Below are 16,692 nucleotides of genomic sequence, written 5' to 3' on the forward strand. Positions count from 1 at the left end.
CACGATTCCCGGGGCGGTTCAGTAGCGAGCGCCCCAAATCGTTTCAGTAGGGAAGGGAGCATTCTGATCGCCACCTAGAAGTCGCAGTAGCGCCGTGTTGTCTTTCAGGTGATGGTGGCCGTCCCTTTCATGCTCGCGATCAGTATCGGCGTCGAAGATGACATACACCGGGATGCGCATTTGCTCGGCGATGATCGCTGGTCGTGCGAGATACTCTTTTCCGTTGACGGGGACTAGATGGCAGCCAGTTCTGCGGAAATCTTGCATGCGATCGGTGAGAGTCAACCAAGCGTTGGTGTATGCAACGTCTTCTATACCCTCCACTAGAATCAGCCTGTGCGTAAAGAACATCTCGGCCAGCGTGGGTTGCAGTATCTGTGCTATTTTGGCCAGATTTGCGAAGGCAACGCTGGTTTACTTCCTGTAATCTCCGCAAAACGCTTCCCGATTTCAACGACGGATGGCTGAGTGGCATGGGATGCTTTCGTTGCGATATCACGTCGGATCAAACGAACGCTTTCGAAGCTCTCGCCCGCCACAAATAGAGGGCTATGTGTCGTCACAAGGATCTGTGAGCCGTTCTCCGACAAATTTGTAAGTACACCTGCCAGGTAACGGGCCTGTGGCGGATGTTGATATAGCTCCGGCTCTTCACATCCCAGAACAAGCCTTGGCCCACTGGGGGAGTCAGCTTTCGCAAGCTCTTGAAGTATGGCCAGAAGGAACGAGCGCTGGAAGCCGTGGCCAAACCTTGCCAGTTCCCCTTTGAAGGCCCCTTCCCCGGCAATAATCTTTGCAAAAGGCTCTTCGACCCTTACGGACTTCGCTAGATCTTGCTGCCACGTTACAAGAAGGCTTGCTTCCGGATGTGCCCATTGCGTAAGGCGCTGCTGCAACGCTTCGGAGATTCCGTCAAGCGCACTTTGGCTGTCGTTCAACAGTGCCTGATATTGCTCCCGCACCTGTTGAGCCAGAGTGGCGATTTGCTCCGTAAAGTTTACTTTCGAGCGGACCGTTCGAGCCAAAAGTTTGCCTAAAGCGGTCGCCTTTCCTTCCACTTGCTCCGTCGTAGCATCTTTGACTGCAGGGACATAAACCCACTGCAGATACCTCTGAATGCGATTCGCTCCCTGATTCGCTCCCTTGGTGGCGCCGTAAAATTGATCCTCGCTCCGGATGAGCGAGCATTCGCTCGGTCTGGCTGCTTCATATGACTTTAGCGCTTCTGCCATTGCAGAAGTAGATGTGGCTTTCGGTAAATCAGGGAACTGTGTCCGCAATGTCGAATAGATCTGCTTGAGTTCCTCCGCCTTGGCGCCGTCGCCCTGTCGGCGAAAGTATTCCATGAATTCTTTCATTCCAAGCCTTTGGCCATACTGCTTTACCTCGGCTCGTCCAGTCTTTGGGTCGAACTCGGCTCGTGCACTTGCAACGAGTTGCCCCTGGCGAAAATAGTCCTTGAAATCCTCCTGCGCCTCGGCACCAAGATCCACAAATGTTACCGTGACCTCAATGGGTTCAGAGGTGTCCTTTTGGTGGAAATCCTCGATGTTTAGCGAAGATATGTCAGTGCTGCTACCCTCATTTTCACGAAAGAAAATATTGAGAGCACAGAGGACGGTAGATTTTCCCGCACCATTAGGGCCGACGAAGCAAATGTAATCGTCTAACTCAATGAGTGACTCCTTGATGGTGCGGAGATTCTTGATGTGAACACTCTTAATGCGCATCTACCACTCTCCTTTGCTTGGGGATTTCGGCGTTTGCTAGCGATGGTCCGCTTACCCACGCGCGGTGTATTTCTCCAGAGCGTTGTCGCAGGACTATCGAGACATGAGGCGGGACATCAGTTCCTTACCATAGAAGATCCGGAGGCGATCTATCTGATCTGGCTCGACTGAATTAAGAAAAGATAAGTACCCTCTGAGCGCCTCCGTTTCCTCTGGTGGCAGCTTTCCTGCTCCGAAATGATGAATCTGAGCGCGTAGCAAACGCTTACGAAATCTGCCGACAGAAATTTCGTTCTCAGAAGTAATTACCAGCCCGGTTACACGGCGCCCTCGCTTCTTTGAGGTATGGGTTGTCTTGTTTTTGTTAATTCTCAAATTCAATGAGCAAGACGCCTTGATCAATGCCGGCACAGACTGCTCAATATCCTTCAGGATGCCAGGAAGATTCGTAGAGAAACTAAGATCGTCTGCGTAGCGCGTATAGGAAACGGCGAGATCAGAGCAGTGATTATCCAACGCCCTGTCAAGGGGGTAGAGTAAAATATTGGAAATCGTAGGGGAGCTTGGCGCGCCTATCGCAAGTCTTAGAGATTTAGTCGCGTGATCGCGTTTGAAGAGTAGGTTAATGAGGGTGGGAATATCCGTGTTGCTAAATCCATTATCCTCCATGAATTGATGAAAATCACTCGCCGTTATAGAGGGAAAGAAATTCTCAAAATCCAGTTTGAGCAGGAAGCGATGGTTCTTGTGTGGGATGACGTTTTCAATCAGTCCGGTATCCGCTTTGTAGGCCTTGGCTGCCGAATGGATGGGTAGCGTCGATAGCTCATTTTTTACGAGCCAGCGCTGAACCAGCTTAACTTCCGGCGTTGGCTGTGCGATGAGCCGAAATGCACCTTCCTTTCGCTTCGGAATCTTGTATTCCTTGTAGCGGAATGGCGCGGTAGAGATCAGCAACTCCAGTTCTTGACGCGAAAATGGAAGTGCTCTTAGGAGGCGATCTTTAAGCGACATTTTTTTTCTCACTTTCCGATTCTTGTTTGGGCTCCTTCAGTGACCGGAATGCGTAGGTACGCCACCTATCGTCAATGGTTTTTTGGAATGCTTTGGCTTTCCACGATAAGCGTTTGGCAGTTGACGTTGTGAAGTGATATTCAATTCCTGGGCGTTCTGATTCACCCAACACAAAGCAGCGTTCCTGAAGCACTCTCTCTTCTTTGATCAATCCAACATTCTTTAAGGCGAGCAATAACTGCTCCAGCCGATAACTGCTCCAGCCGCTTTTTTGGGTACGCAATCCCAAGATGCTGCAATAATGCTTGAATGTCGGAGATGCGCGCGACTTGTAGGAGGTCTACAAAATCTACTATCAGAAAGAGCACATGCCGAATACTGTTGAGGCGAAAGGTTTCTGTCTTGTGGCGCGCATTAAAGCGTTCCTGCACGGCCTCAACGATGAATCTACATTCTTCCGCGTTGAGCGTATCGCCATGCGAAACATGGATGTTACTGGAGTAAATATTCTCGAGATATAATAATGGCCCGAGCTTTATAAAGGAGTCTTGCTGATAGTATTCGTTGCTAACTACGACAAACAGCTTGGGTGCAATGTCTTCGTGTTTAATTAGGCAACCCAACTCGGCGATGGCGCCTTCTGTTTCCAGGAATACAATTACGCTGTCTACCAATGAACAGACGTCTTCCTCAAACGACAATAAGTCGTCATAGGTGCCGAAATGATTCCAGTTTTTGTAGTGTTCTGGTACTACGAACGAATCAGGAGGTAGGGAGCTTGCTGGTGAACTTAGGAGAAACGTACCGCGTTGCGAAAGCGTACTTCCATCAGAATTCTTCGTTTTGCCACCAAAAAGTGTAATCTTCTGAGGGCCATTCACAACCCTGGATTGTCGAAGATCAATTGCTTGGCAAAAATCTTTTATTGTGCTTTGCACGGTAAATTCTCAACTACCTTGGAGTACGGCGCAGAGAGGCCCGCGCGGCGCGGCAAGTACAAGTGTACGCAGCCGGGCCGCGTGGGCCTCTCTGCGCTGTAAATGCCGCCAATTCGAACAGTCTGGCGAAACGCCCGACATTAATGATCATCGAAGGTTAGTCAATGACCACCAAAACGCGTAATTGAGCTGAGCAAGTCTATCAAGGAAAGTCGGTTGTCGGCTTAGGCTCGACCTCCAGCCGAAGTCGGGTTGCGCAAAATTCTATGGCGTGATATAGCGGCGACGTCGTGGGATGAGGCGAGCCGCCTGTGTGGGTCGCCGTCCCCAGAGAAAGTGTTGCCCCATCGGCGACGCTGGGGGCATATCTGGGGGCATTTTTCTAAGCTCTGCTTCCTTATCCTATTAGAGCAAAGGGGCATTGGCTAAAATATGGTTGCTGCAGCCGCACCAGAATCCGAAAACGGGCTACGTGAAGTTTGCGTAGCCCGTTTTTGTTTTTCGGGCCAGGAGCGCTTTCGCGCTGCCATGGAAACAACGCTCCCCATTCCCCGTCTTGCGCTTGTCATCCAACCCGAATACCTTACCCCTCGGTGAAACCGCTCAAGATCCATCCCCCTAGCCGTCAACCCTACGGAGCCCTAGCTCCCACCACCCGTTTCGTCGCCCCGATCGCAGCAAAACAAAAAGGAAATCATCCGTGAATCGGAAACTTGCACGCGTGGCATGGATGGCCTCGATCGCCTGTCTGTCAGCCTGCGGAGGGGAGGGCTCGTCGGTGGAGTCGGATGCCTCCGTCAAGTCCGTGTCGGCGGTGAATGCGTCGGCCTCGACCCTGGCGCCGTTGGCGCAAACGCTGGCGGTCTCGCGCTGGGTGCCGACGGCGGCCGATACATGGCAATTGCAGCTGACGGGCACGCTCAACACGAGCTACCCGGTGCAGGTATTCGACATCGACCTGGTGGATACGCCGCAGGCGACCATCAATGCCTTGAAGGCGCAGGGCAAGCGTGTGGTCTGCTATTTCTCGGCGGGGAGTTCGGAGAACTGGCGGCCGGATTTCAAGCAGTTTGCCGCAGCGGACATGGGCAAGGCGTTGTCGGGGTGGGCGGGCGAGCGCTGGCTCGATACGCGGTCGGCCAACGTGCGCCAGATCATGCAGGCGCGCATGGATCTGGCGAAGGCTAAAGGCTGCGATGGCGTGGACCCGGACAACGTGGACGGCTATACCAATAATCCGGGCTTTCCGCTGACGGCCGCCACGCAGCTGGACTACAACCGCTTCCTGGCGGCGCAGGCGCATGCGCGCGGCCTGGCGGTGGGCTTGAAGAACGATGTGGACCAGGTCTCGCTGTTGGCGACTGACTTTGATTTCGCGGTGAACGAGCAGTGCTTCCAGTACAGCGAGTGCGCGAGCTACAAGCCGTTCACGGCGCAAGGCAAGGCGGTGTTCAACGTGGAGTACGCGTCGAAGTACAAGACGGCATCGACGCGCGCCACGCTCTGCGCTTCGGCCCAGGCGGCGTACCTTCGTACGCTGGTGCTCCCGCTGAACCTGGATGACGCGTTCCGCTACGCTTGCGATTGAGCGGCCACGACGCTAGCTGCAGGCCGGCCCCAGTCCCTCCCTGCGATCAAGCCAGTTTGTCCAGTGCCGCCCGCAGGCGCGCGGAGAAGTGTGATGTCTCGCCATGCGTCATCACCAACTGGCGTGTTGCGCGTGTCATTGCCACGTAAAGCAGGCGCGCCTCGTCTTCGATGGGTTCTTCTTTCTTGTGCGGCGCGCCAACGCCCGGAATGCAGACCAGAGGAAACTCCAGTCCCTTGCTGCTGTGCATTGTCACCACCTTGACGCTGTCTCCACCCGGGGTGAAGCGCTTGGTGATCTGCGGGCATTCAAACGGAATGCCCTTGCGCGTGAGTACGCTGGTGACCTGGCCTGCCATTTCCCAATGCCGATAGATGATCGCCATCTCTGCCCACGCGGTGCCGGTGCGATTCTCATCGAGCAGGACCTGCGCAATCCGCTCCGCTTCGGCCTCGATGGTTGGGAGCGCGATCAGCAGCGGCTTTTGCCCGCGGCGGCCCGCCCCGATCGGCTGTACTGTTGGCGCTTCATCCTCGCCGTTGTCATTCGGCAGCAGCAGGTCGTCGGCGAAGGTGCGCGCCACCGCCAGGATCTCTTGTGTATTGCGGTAGTTGACCTTCAGGATGGTGGTACGGCCCTTTGCCTGCACGCCGACGCTGGCGAAGCTGAACTTTCGTTTCTTCGCGCCGCCGTAGATGGATTGCGCGTCGTCGTACAGCACCAGCAGCGAGTTGCTTTCCGGATTGACCATCTGCACGATGAGCTTGAACCATTCCGGCCGGAAGTCGTGACCTTCGTCGATGAGCACCGCGTCGTACTGTCCACCGGGAATGGCCTTGCGATCGACGCCTTGAATCACGCGCGACACAAAGGACTCGAAGAGTTCGTCGTCGGGCCTGCCCTTGGGCAGGTCGATGTGGAAGGCCCGCAACTGGCGCGAGCACCAGGCATGGAAGTTGTGCACATGCACTTTGTCTTCAATGCCCTTCTCGATCATCGTCGCGGATAGCTTGGCCGCCAGCGTCTTGTTGAAGCAGAGCACCAGGATGGGCAGCGTTGCCGCCCTGGCGAGGTATTCGGCCCGATAGCCGAGTATCAACGTCTTGCCGGACCCGGCTACACCGTGAATGACGCGATGGCCTTCGCCCAGGCTGCGGGCGAGTTGTTCCTGCTGGAGGTCCATCACGCGGAGGATGTCGGGAATGTCCTGTGGATCCTGTGCATCTTCCGGAAATAGCGCGCGCTGTTCAGGCATGCGTATCTGCGGGAAAAGATGCCAGCGGATGCGGTCGATCTGCGGCAGCGACAGCTTGAACGTGAACTTGACCGGGAACATTTCCCAGAGGCGCTTCTGAAAGGCCTCCGGGTCCGCCTCTGGCGCCATCTCATCCTTGCAGATCACCAGATGCGCGGGCAGTACCTCGCCGAGGTTGGTCTGCTCGAACTGCGCACGCGTGATGTTGGCGAGGACGATGCCCGCACCATATGGGAAGAAGGGCTTGCCCTTGAGCGAGCCGGTCGGCCAGACCAACTGCGGATCCCTTTGCAGCAGGTCGAGCACGTAGAACATGAACTGCCGGGCCTGCTCCAGTGGATTCATTTCATGCACCACGCCGCGCTCGGTGATCAAGGCGGCGGCGCGCTGGTCCAAGCTCTGGATAGTGCCGAGCTTCCAGTCCTTGACCTCAAGCACAAGCAGGCCCCGGCTGGGGTGAAAGACGATGAAGTCCGGATGGCGGGTCTTCTCGCCGATGGCGACGTCGTACCAGCAGAGGTAGTCGTCCTCCAGTTTGGCTTCAAGCCGCTCGGCGAAGCGTCTCTCCCCACCTGTCATGCGCGACGTGACCGAGCCAAGCGCGGGAATCAGCGTTGCCATAGCCTTCTTGTTCTTTGTCTGTGGAAAGCTGCGCGCCTTGCTACGTACCGCCGCGGACCCAGTGCGGCTACAAGATGCTGCAGGCAGTGACCTGGGCCGATTGTAAATACAATGGAATCGAAAACATAGACTTTTTGCGCGTCTTGGCGTTTTCGGTATTTTTAAAGGGGGAAGCGCGGAAATTGATGCGCGCAGGATGGGAAGGCCGCCAGGCTATCGCCCGGCGGCGCAGGCAAAGCCCGCCGGCCGCGCGTGTGGGAACCCGGCTCAGCTCTGCGCCGGCTCCAGTTCGCGCCACGCCAAAAACAGCCGCGTGTCGAACTCCAGCTGGTGATACGCCGGCTCCATGTATTCGCAGAGCCGGTAGAACGCCTTGTTGTGATCGCTTTCCTTCAGGTGCGCGAGTTCGTGCACCACGATCATCCGCAGGAATTCCGGCGGCGCCTCCTTGAACAGCGACGCCACGCGGATTTCCTTCTTGGCTTTCAGCTTGCCGCCCTGCACGCGCGAGATGGCGGTGTGCAGCCCGAGGGCGCGATGCACCACGTCGATCTTGGCATCGAAGGCGACCTTGTGGATCGGCGGCGCGGTGCGCAGGAATTCCTGCTTCAGCTCGGCTGTGTAGTCGTACAGCGCGCGATCGGTCTGCACGGTGTGCCGTGCAGGGTATTTTTTCGCCAGGTGCTCGCCCAGGCGGTCGGCGGCCACCATCTGCCGCACCTGGTCGAGCACGCCGTCGGGATAGGCGGCGAGAAAGCGCAGCGGATCCTTGACGCCGGGGCGCCAGGCCTCGCTGGCGGGGGCGGGAGTGCTACGGGTGCTCAATGGTGATGATGGTGATGGTGCGCCCAGCTGCCGTCGACGGAGCTGACGAAGGACTCCACGGCGTCCTTGTCGCCGGTGGCGTGGCGCACCAGTTCGCCGCACTTGCAGAAGCCCTGGTACGGCGTGATGTGCGAGCAGGCCGATACCTTTTGCAGGAACAGCGTGACGGGCTTGGTGCACTTCTTGCACTTGAAGGTGAGGGTGCGGGCGGGTTTGCTCATGGGGTCGGGCTTGGAGGCGGAGTGATTCAAATTAGACCGTATTTTATCCCGCCATGGCCCCACGCGTCCTTGCGGCCTCCATGCGCCTATTCCTTCACCGCGCCCGTCATGCCCGACACGTAGTACTCCACGAAGAACGAGTACACCAGCGCCACCGGCAGCGAGCCCAGCAAGGCACCCGCCATCAGCGCGCCCCAGTGGTAGACGTCGCCCTCGATCAGTTCGGTGACGATCCCCACCGGCACCGTCTTCACCTCCGACGAGGAGATGAAGGTCAGCGCGTAGATGAACTCGTTCCACGATAGCGTGAAGGCAAAGATGCCGGCCGAGATCAGCCCCGGCACGGCTAGCGGCAGGATGATCTTGACGAGGATCTCCCAGCGCGTGGCGCCGTCGATCAGCGCACACTCCTCCAGCTCGTAGGGGATGGAGCGGAAGTAGCCCATCAGCAGCCAGGTGCAGAACGGGATCAGGAAGGTGGGGTAGGTGAGGATCAGCGCCCAGCGCGTATCGAACAGCCCGAGCTGGAACACGATCGACGCCAGCGGGATAAACAGGATCGAGGGCGGGATCAGGTAGGCCAGGAAGATGGCGAGGCCCACCTGCTTCGCGCCCTGGAAGCGCAGGCGCTCGATGGCATACGCGCCCAGCACGCTGGCGGCCAGCGAGGCAAAGGTGGAGATCGTCGAGACAATCACCGTGTTGAGCAGCCACGCCGGGTAGGGCGTATCGAACAGCAGCTTCTTGAAGTGGGCGAGCGTGGGCGCCATCACCCAGAACGGATTGGCGCTGCGCATCAGCAGTTCGCCGTCCGGCTTGAAAGCGGTGATCGCCATCCAGTAGAAGGGAAACAGCAGCACGAAGACGAAGATGCCCAGCGGGATGTAGATGGTCACCCAGCGCCGCGGTATCGATTGCAGGTAGTCCATCCCCTGCGCGGTGTCCTGCTGCTGCGCTGCGGCCGTCGCTTTCATTTGTCGCCTCCCTGTTGCCAGCCGCGCCGCTGCAGGCCGAAATATGAAAACAGGATGGCGGCCAGCAGGAAGGGCACCATCATGGTTGCGATCGCCGCGCCCTCGCCCAGCGAGCCGCCGGGAATCGCACGCTGGAACGACAGCGTGGCCATCAGGTGCGTGGCATTCAGCGGGCCGCCGCGCGTGAGGACGTAGATCAGCTGGAAATCGGTGAACGTGAACAGCACCGAGAAGGTCATCACCACCGCGATGATCGGCGTCAGCAGCGGCAGCGTGACATAGCGGAACTGCTGCCACGGCGTCACCCCGTCGATGGACGCGGCCTCGTACAGTGTGGGCGAGATTGTCTGCAAGCCAGCCAGCAGCGAGATGGCGACGAAGGGAATGCCACGCCAGACGTTGGCCGCGATGGTGGACAAGCGCGCCAGCCACGGGTCGCCCAGGAAATCGATATAGCGGTCGATCAGCCCGAGCTTGACCAGTGTCCAGCTGATGATGGAAAACTGCGCATCATAGATCCACCAGAAGGCCAGCGCGGACAGCGCCGTGGGCACGATCCACGGTAGCAGCACGATGGCGCGGAAGAAGGACTTGAACGGCAGGTTCTTGTTGAGCAGCAGCGCTAGCCACAGGCCCAGCGCGAACTTCACCACGCTGGCCACCACGGTGTAGAAGATCGTGTTGAACAGCGCCAGCTGCGTGAGCGAGTCGCCGGCCAGATACGTGTAGTTCGACAGCCCGATCCATTCGCCGGTGCCGCCGATCTTGGTATTGGTGAAGCCAAGCCACACGCCGAGGCCGAGCGGGTAGGTCAGGAAAACCAGCAGCAACAGCGCGGTGGGCAGCATGAATAGCAGCCCCAGCGCATGGCGGTGGTTCAACAGGCGGGAAAGCATGGTTCACCTCGCATGATTCGCCTCGCAGGATTGTGCTTGGCGGGCGCGGCCGTGCTGCCGCGCCCGTGTCTTTCTTGCTACACCTTGTAGTACCGCTGCGCCCGCTCCGCCGCGCGCGCCGCCGCTTCCTTGGGTGTCTTGGAGCCGCTGGCCGCTTCGGCCACCATGTCGACCACGATGTAGTCGGCCATGGCCGCGGCCGAGGCCGTGCCCAGCGGTCCGGCGTGGCCGTTGTCGAGCATCAGCGCGGCGGAGTCGCGATACACGGTGTGCTTGGGATCGGCCGTCCAGATCGGGTTGGCCTCGTACGCCTTGAGCGGCTGGCTCACGTAGCCGATGGCGGCTTCCATCCACGGGTTGTATTGCTCCGGCTCCATCATGAACTGCAGGTAGGCCTTGGCTGCGTTCGGGAACTTGGAATACTTGAACAGCATCATCTGCGTGATCTGCATCAGCTCGGTGGGCTTGCCGGGCGTGCCGATGGGAAAGTGCGCGTGCTGGATGTCGCGCGCCATTTCCTGCAGCTTGGGCTCCTTCGAATTCTTGGCCGCGTAGTAGACCGAGATGCCGTTGGCGGTCAGGCTGATCTGGCCATCGAGGAAGGCCTTGTTGTTGGACGGGTCCTGCCACGACAGCGTGCCGGGCACGAAGGTGGCATAGAGCTGCTTGGCATACTCCAGCGCGGCCCATGTCTCGGGCGAGTTGACCACCACCTTGCCCTTGGTGTCGACCAGCATGCCGCCGTGCGACCACAGCAGCCAGTGCGCCCAGTTGTTGCCGTCGCCCACAGCCTTGCCGAGCGCGAAGCCGCAGGGCGTGTTCTTGGCCTTGAGGCCCTGGCACAGCTTGAGGAAGCCGGGAAGATCCTTGGGGATGGTGTCGAAGCCAGCGGCTTTGACGTGGCTCTCGCGATAGACCAGTGCATTGCCGACCACGCCCAGCGGCAGGCCGATCCATTTACCGTTGTGCGTGCCGTACTTGCGGCACACGTCATACCAGCCGCCGTATTTGCCGCCCAGGTAGGTAGCCAGGTCGGTCAGGTCGACCAGCTTGTCGGGATATTGCTGCGGATCGTCGAACCAGCCCACAATGACGTCGGGCCCGCTGCCCACGCTGGCCGCGACCGCGGCCTTGGGCCGCACGTCTTCCCAGCCTTCGTTGTCGACGCGTACTTCGACGCCGGTCAGTTCGGTGAACTTCTTCGTGTTGGCGTTCCACAGGTCCTCATCGCCCTGCACGAAACGCTTCCAGCGCAGCACGCGCAGCTTGGCGCCGGCTTCCGGCTTGTATCGCAGCGCAGCCGGGGCGGCGAAGGCATTGCCGCCGATCGCCGTGGTGGCGGCAACGGCCGCCGTGGATACCAGGAAATCGCGTCTCGTGAAGTTGCTCGGTGTGCTCATCGCTTTGTCTCCTCCGTGGTCAGGGGCTCCGCCCCGTGCTGGTCATGCCTGCTTCCCGGATCGCCCGCCGATGCCGCCGGGACGCGCCGCAATAGCGTCTGGCCTGAATCGGCAGCGAACAGATGCGTGTGCTGGTGGTCGGGCACCAGGTTCAGGATGTCGCCCGCGGCAAAGTCATGGCGCTCGCGGAAGATCGAGATGAACTCCGTCTCGCAGAAGCGGGAATAGATCTCGGTGTTGGCGCCGGTGGGCTCTACCACCGACACGCGCGTCTGCAGGCCCTGGCCCGGCACGCCCAGGCTCAAGTGCTCGGGCCGAACGCCGTAGATCACGCGTTGGCCGTCGCTGCCGGCGGCAGCGTCGAAGCGCGCGGGCACCGGCAGGCGCGTGCCATCGGGAAACTCGACCACGGCATCGCCGCCGTTGCGGCGCAGCACGCCGGGCACGAAGTTCATCGCCGGCGAGCCGATAAAGCCGGCCACGAAGAGGTTGTCGGGATGGTCGTAGAGCTCCAGCGGCTTGCCGCGCTGCTCCACGCGGCCGTCGCGCATCACCACGATCTGGTCGGCCATGGTCATGGCTTCGATCTGGTCGTGCGTGACGTAGACGGAGGTGGTGCGCAGGCGCTGGTGCATCTCCTTGATCTCCGCGCGCATCTGCACGCGCAGCTTGGCGTCCAGGTTGGAGAGCGGCTCGTCGAACAGGAACACCTGCGGATCGCGCACGATGGCGCGGCCCATGGCCACGCGCTGGCGCTGGCCGCCGGAGAGCTGGCGCGGGTAACGCTCCAGCAAGCTGTCCAGGCCGAGGATGGCGGAGGCCTTGGCCACTTTCCGCCTGATCTCTTCCTTGTCGCCCTTGGCGAGCTTGAGCGAGAAGGCCATGTTGTCGTAGACCGTCATATGCGGGTAGAGCGCATAGTTCTGGAACACCATGGCGATGTCGCGCTCCTTGGGCGGCAGCCGGTTGACCACGCGCTCGCCGATGGAGATCTCGCCGGTGGTGATCTCCTCCAGCCCGGCGATCATGCGCAGCAGCGTGGACTTGCCGCGGGCGTGGCGGCCGATGGCTTGATCACCGCGCCGTCGGGCACAGGTTGCCGCGCAGCACTGCGATGCCGGCGTTCGCCTTGAAGGGCGCGCCGAAGGCGTGGATGACCTCGCGGTTCCAGTTAGGCGCGTCCTTGCAGTTGTCCCACAGCGTCTTGCCGTTGACTGTCAGCGCGTCGCGCGCGAGCACCGGTTCCAGTTCGCGGATCACCGCGGGCAGGCCGCCGGCGTAGTAGAAATCTTCCATGAGGTGGCGCCCGGATGGCTGCAGGTCGAGCAGGCAGGGCAACTCGTGGCCAAGCGCGTCCCAGTCTTCCAGCTTGAGCTTGACGCCGATGCGCCCGGCAATAGCCAGCAGGTGGATGACCGCATTGGTCGAGCCGCCAATGGCCGCGTTGACGCGGATCGCATTCTCGAACGCGTCCCGGGTCAGGATCTTCGACATCACCAGGTTGTCCTTCACCATCTCCACGATGCGGCGCCCGGAAGCGCGCGCCAGCACATTGCGGCGGCCATCCACGGCGGGAATCGCGGCGTTGCCGGGCAGGCTCATGCCCAGCGCTTCCACCATGCTTGCCATGGTCGATGCCGTGCCCATCGTCATGCAGTGGCCGTGCGACCGGTGCATGCAGCTCTCGGCCTCGAAGAAGTCTTCCTGCGACATCTGGCCAGCCCGCACCTCCTCCGACATCTTCCACACATCGGTGCCGGAGCCCAGCTCCGCGCCGCGGAACTTGCCGCTCAGCATCGGGCCGCCGGAGACGCCGATGGTGGGCAGGTCGCAGGAGGCGGCGCCCATCATCAGCGCGGGCGTGGTCTTGTCGCAGCCCATCAGCAGCACCACGCCATCGATCGGGTTGCCGCGAATCGATTCCTCCACGTCCATGCTCGCAAGGTTGCGGAACAGCATGGCAGTGGGGCGAAGCATGCTCTCGCCGAGCGACATCACGGGGAACTCGAGCGGAAAGCCGCCGGCTTCCCACACGCCGATCTTGACCTGCTCGGCCAGCGTGCGGAAATGCGAGTTGCAGGGCGTGAGCTCGGAGTAGGTATTGCAGATGCCGATGACCGGACGGCCATCGAACTGGTCGTGGGGGATACCGCGGTTCTTGAGCCACGAGCGATAGATGAAGCCATCGCGGTCGCGGCGGCCAAACCAGGCCTGGCTGCGGCGCACGGGGGGCCGTAGCGACGGCTAGCGCGTAGGCGCTACGTGTGCTGATGCCCGCTTTACGTGTGCTGATGCCCGCTTTATTGTGCGCTGCAGATACGGATGCCCACGACCAATTGCACTGCCTTGCCGCATGCATGCCGAGTGAGCGGAGTCTAGTTCACGAGTCTGGACAGGTAAACTGGTATTACCAATTAGTGGTCTTTACCGATGTCGCCGCCCATGCTGCGGCGCGCGATGAATGCGCCTGGACTTTGGCGAACGCGCTGCCTAGACTCCAGCCGCTGGACAGATGGCCAAACCAATTTCGCCAGACACTCGGGCTGCTTGCACATGCCTATCCACTCGATCGAGCCGCAACGCCTGTATCGCCAGATCAGTGCGCAGTTGCGCGCGTTGATCCAGGCCGGTGAGTTTCCGGTGGGTTCGCGCCTGCCGGCGGAGCGGGATTTGTCGGTGCAACTCGGCGTGAGCCGCCCGTCGCTGCGCGAGGCGCTGATCGCGCTTGAGGTCGAGGGCTATATCGAAGTGCGCATGGGCTCCGGCATCTATGTGTGCGAGCCGCCGTCATCCGTTGACGCGGGCTTTGACCTGTCCGGCGAGGAAGGGCCGCTCGAGCTGATCCGCGCCCGTGCGCTGGTGGAGGGCGAGGTCGCCGCGCTGGCGGCCAGGAGCGGGCGCAAGGCCCAGTTCGACGCGATCGAGGAGGCCATCGCGCAGATGGCCGATGAAGCCGCCGCCGGCATCAAGCCGCTCGATGCGGATCGCCTGTTCCATGTGCGGGTGGCGCAGGCCACCGGCAACAGCGTGCTGGTGGGCGTGGTGCGCAGGCTTTTCGACCTGCGGCTGGGGCCGCTGTTCGATCAGCTGAACAGTCACTTCGAGACGCCCGAGGTATGGGCCCAGGCCATCGCCGAGCATCGCGAAGTGCTGGCGGCGCTGCGCGGCAAGGATCCGGAGCTGGCACGCGCGGTCATGCAGCGGCATATGGATATCGCCTACCGTCGCCTGACCTCCAGCCTGACCCGCGCGCGCAAGCGCGCCGCCGGCACGCCAGGTGCCGCGCTGCGTGCCAGGAAGGCGTCCTCAGGGGCGCCATGAAAGGCCTCGCGCCGACCGGCTTTGCTACACTTGGCCGATTCCCCCCAATTTCACCCGGATCCGCATGGCACAGTATGTTTTCACCATGAACCGCGTGGGCAAGATCGTCCCGCCCAAGCGTCACATTCTCAAGGACATCTCCCTGTCCTTCTTCCCGGGCGCCAAGATCGGCGTGCTGGGCTTGAACGGCTCGGGCAAGTCGACCGTGCTGAAGATCATGGCGGGCCTCGACAAGGAAATCGAGGGTGAAGCCACGCCCATGCCCAACCTGAACATCGGCTACCTGCCGCAGGAGCCGCAGCTCGATCCCGAGCAGACCGTGCGCGAGTCGGTGGAAGCCGCGCTGGGCGGCGTGTTCGAAGCCCGCAAGAAGCTCGACGAGATCTATGCGGCCTATGCCGAGCCGGACGCGGATTTCGACGCGCTGGCAGCGGACCAGGCCAAGTACGAAGCCATCCTCGCGGCCAGCGACGGCAACAACGCCGAGCTGCAGCTGGAGATCGCGGCCGACGCGCTGCGCCTGCCGCCGTGGGAAGCCAAGGTGGGCAACCTGTCGGGTGGCGAAAAGCGCCGCGTGGCGCTGTGCCGCTTGCTGTTGTCGCGCCCCGACATGCTGCTGCTTGACGAACCCACCAACCACCTGGATGCGGAATCGGTGGAATGGCTGGAGCAATTCCTCACGCGCTTCCCCGGCACCGTGGTGGCGGTGACCCACGATCGCTACTTCCTCGACAACGCGGCAGAGTGGATCCTGGAGCTGGACCGTGGCCACGGCATTCCCTGGAAGGGCAACTACAGCTCCTGGCTGGACCAGAAGGAAGCGCGCCTGAAGCAGGAAGAATCGAGCGAATCGGCGCGCCAGAAGGCGCTGCACAAGGAACTGGAATGGGTGCGGCAGAACCCCAAGGGGCGCCAGGCCAAATCCAAGGCACGTCTTGCGCGCTTTGACGAACTGAACAGCCAGGAATACCAGAAGCGCAACGAAACCCAGGAGATCTTCATCCCCGCGGGTGAGCGCCTGGGCAACGAGGTGATCGAGTTCAACGGTGTGAGCAAGGCCTACGGCGACCGCCTGCTGATCGACGACCTCAGCTTCAAGGTGCCGCCCGGTGCCATCGTCGGCATCATCGGCCCCAACGGCGCCGGCAAGTCGACCTTCTTCCGCATGCTCACCGGCAAGGAAACCCCGGACAGCGGCGAGATCAAGGTTGGCCCGACCGTGAAGATGGCCTACGTGGACCAGAGCCGCGACGCGCTCGACGGCAGCAAGACCGTGTTCGAAGAGATCTCGGGCGGCGCCGACGTGCTGACGGTTGGCCGCTACGAAACGCCGTCACGCGCCTACATCGGCCGCTTCAACTTCAAGGGCTCCGACCAGCAGAAGCACGTGGGCACGCTCTCGGGCGGCGAGCGCGGGCGCCTGCACCTGGCCAAGACGCTGATCTCCGGCGGCAATGTGCTGCTGCTCGATGAACCGTCCAACGACCTCGACGTGGAAACGCTGCGCGCGCTGGAGGATGCGCTGCTGGAGTTCGCCGGTTGCGTGATGGTGATCTCCCACGATCGCTGGTTCCTGGACCGGATCGCCACCCACATCCTGGCCTTCGAGGGCGAGTCGCATGTGGAGTTCTTCCCGGGCAATTATCAGGAGTATGAGGCGGATAAGAAGCGCCGCCTGGGTGAGGAGGGGGCTAAGCCTAAGCGTATTCGCTATAAGCCTATTGTTCGTTAAGGGGATTTTTTTGGGGGGGGCTTTGAACTGCAACTGCAACTGCAACTGCAACTTCAGCTGCAACGGCTTAAGGTCAAAGGCAACTTCAACGGCAGTTTCACCCCCCCTGCGGGGCGGCGACCTACTTTCTTGTCTCGCGGCGTGTGTCAAGGTAGTTGTCGCCTCAGCCGTTACGCT

At 60.7% G+C, this 16,692-nt stretch carries 13 protein-coding genes and 2 pseudogenes; 3 read left to right on the forward strand and 12 right to left on the reverse strand.

Going from position 1 to position 16,692, the window contains the following annotated elements:
- Positions 1–18: 18 nt before the first annotated feature.
- The 4 genes from OR16_RS19580 to OR16_RS19590 all read right to left on the reverse strand — a co-directional run bounded on the left by OR16_RS19580 (position 19) and on the right by OR16_RS19590 (position 3,682).
- Complete coding sequence (locus OR16_RS19580; protein ID WP_050983029.1) at positions 19–351, reverse strand: TOPRIM nucleotidyl transferase/hydrolase domain-containing protein; 333 nt, start codon at positions 349–351, stop codon at positions 19–21.
- Between the two features lie 29 nt (positions 352–380).
- Positions 381–1,730: an ATP-binding protein gene (locus tag OR16_RS19585; RefSeq protein ID WP_050983030.1), complete on the reverse strand. Its 1,350-nt coding sequence runs from the start codon at positions 1,728–1,730 to the stop codon at positions 381–383.
- Positions 1,731–1,823: 93 nt separating this feature from the next.
- Positions 1,824–2,744, reverse strand: coding sequence for a retron St85 family RNA-directed DNA polymerase (locus OR16_RS41550; RefSeq protein ID WP_006159686.1), 921 nt, complete (start codon positions 2,742–2,744; stop codon positions 1,824–1,826).
- Positions 2,745–2,905: 161 nt separating this feature from the next.
- Entirely contained in the window at positions 2,906–3,682 is a 777-nt protein-coding gene (locus tag OR16_RS19590; RefSeq protein ID WP_141639892.1) for a retron St85 family effector protein, read from the reverse strand.
- 730 nt (positions 3,683–4,412) lie between these two features.
- On the opposite strand from OR16_RS19590, the gene OR16_RS19595 reads away from it, so the two are divergent.
- A complete protein-coding gene (locus OR16_RS19595) occupies positions 4,413–5,270 on the forward strand; it encodes an endo alpha-1,4 polygalactosaminidase (RefSeq protein ID WP_006159688.1) in 858 nt (285 codons plus the stop codon).
- Positions 5,271–5,316: 46 nt separating this feature from the next.
- Here the strand turns inward: OR16_RS19595 and OR16_RS19600 are convergent, their stop codons facing one another.
- The 8 genes and pseudogenes from OR16_RS19600 to OR16_RS19635 all read right to left on the reverse strand — a co-directional run.
- Positions 5,317–7,146, reverse strand: a complete 1,830-nt coding sequence (locus OR16_RS19600; RefSeq protein WP_006159689.1) for a DEAD/DEAH box helicase — start codon at positions 7,144–7,146, stop codon at positions 5,317–5,319.
- Between the two features lie 267 nt (positions 7,147–7,413).
- Positions 7,414–7,908, reverse strand: coding sequence for a M48 family metallopeptidase (locus OR16_RS19605; protein ID WP_043420376.1), 495 nt, complete (start codon positions 7,906–7,908; stop codon positions 7,414–7,416).
- A gap of 59 nt (positions 7,909–7,967) precedes the next feature.
- Positions 7,968–8,192 carry a hypothetical protein gene (locus tag OR16_RS19610; protein WP_043420367.1) on the reverse strand — a complete coding sequence of 75 codons (225 nt, stop codon included), beginning with the start codon at positions 8,190–8,192 and terminating at the stop codon, positions 7,968–7,970.
- 86 nt (positions 8,193–8,278) lie between these two features.
- A complete protein-coding gene (locus tag OR16_RS19615) occupies positions 8,279–9,166 on the reverse strand; it encodes a carbohydrate ABC transporter permease (RefSeq protein WP_006159692.1) in 888 nt (295 codons plus the stop codon).
- Entirely contained in the window at positions 9,163–10,062 is a 900-nt protein-coding gene (locus OR16_RS19620) for a carbohydrate ABC transporter permease (RefSeq protein ID WP_006159693.1), read from the reverse strand. The genes OR16_RS19615 and OR16_RS19620 overlap by 4 nt, the downstream gene beginning before the upstream one ends.
- Positions 10,063–10,139: 77 nt before the next feature.
- Positions 10,140–11,462, reverse strand: coding sequence for an ABC transporter substrate-binding protein (locus OR16_RS19625; RefSeq protein WP_006159694.1), 1,323 nt, complete (start codon positions 11,460–11,462; stop codon positions 10,140–10,142).
- Positions 11,463–11,545: 83 nt separating this feature from the next.
- Positions 11,546–12,517 (reverse strand): annotated as a pseudogene (locus OR16_RS19630) (ABC transporter ATP-binding protein); the annotation flags it as partial.
- Positions 12,511–13,688 (reverse strand): annotated as a pseudogene (locus OR16_RS19635) (dihydroxy-acid dehydratase); the annotation flags it as partial. The pseudogenes OR16_RS19635 and OR16_RS19630, both read right to left, overlap by 7 nt.
- 327 nt (positions 13,689–14,015) lie before the next feature.
- Between OR16_RS19635 and OR16_RS19640 the strand changes: the two are divergent.
- Together OR16_RS19640 and ettA are read left to right on the forward strand one after the other, a co-directional pair.
- Positions 14,016–14,783, forward strand: coding sequence for a FadR/GntR family transcriptional regulator (locus tag OR16_RS19640; protein WP_006159697.1), 768 nt, complete (start codon positions 14,016–14,018; stop codon positions 14,781–14,783).
- Positions 14,784–14,847: 64 nt separating this feature from the next.
- Entirely contained in the window at positions 14,848–16,515 is a 1,668-nt protein-coding gene (gene ettA, locus OR16_RS19645) for an energy-dependent translational throttle protein EttA (RefSeq protein ID WP_006159698.1), read from the forward strand.
- The last annotated feature ends 177 nt before the right edge of the window (positions 16,516–16,692 follow it).

This window comes from Cupriavidus basilensis OR16 (assembly GCF_000243095.1).
Lineage (GTDB): Bacteria > Pseudomonadota > Gammaproteobacteria > Burkholderiales > Burkholderiaceae > Cupriavidus > Cupriavidus basilensis_D.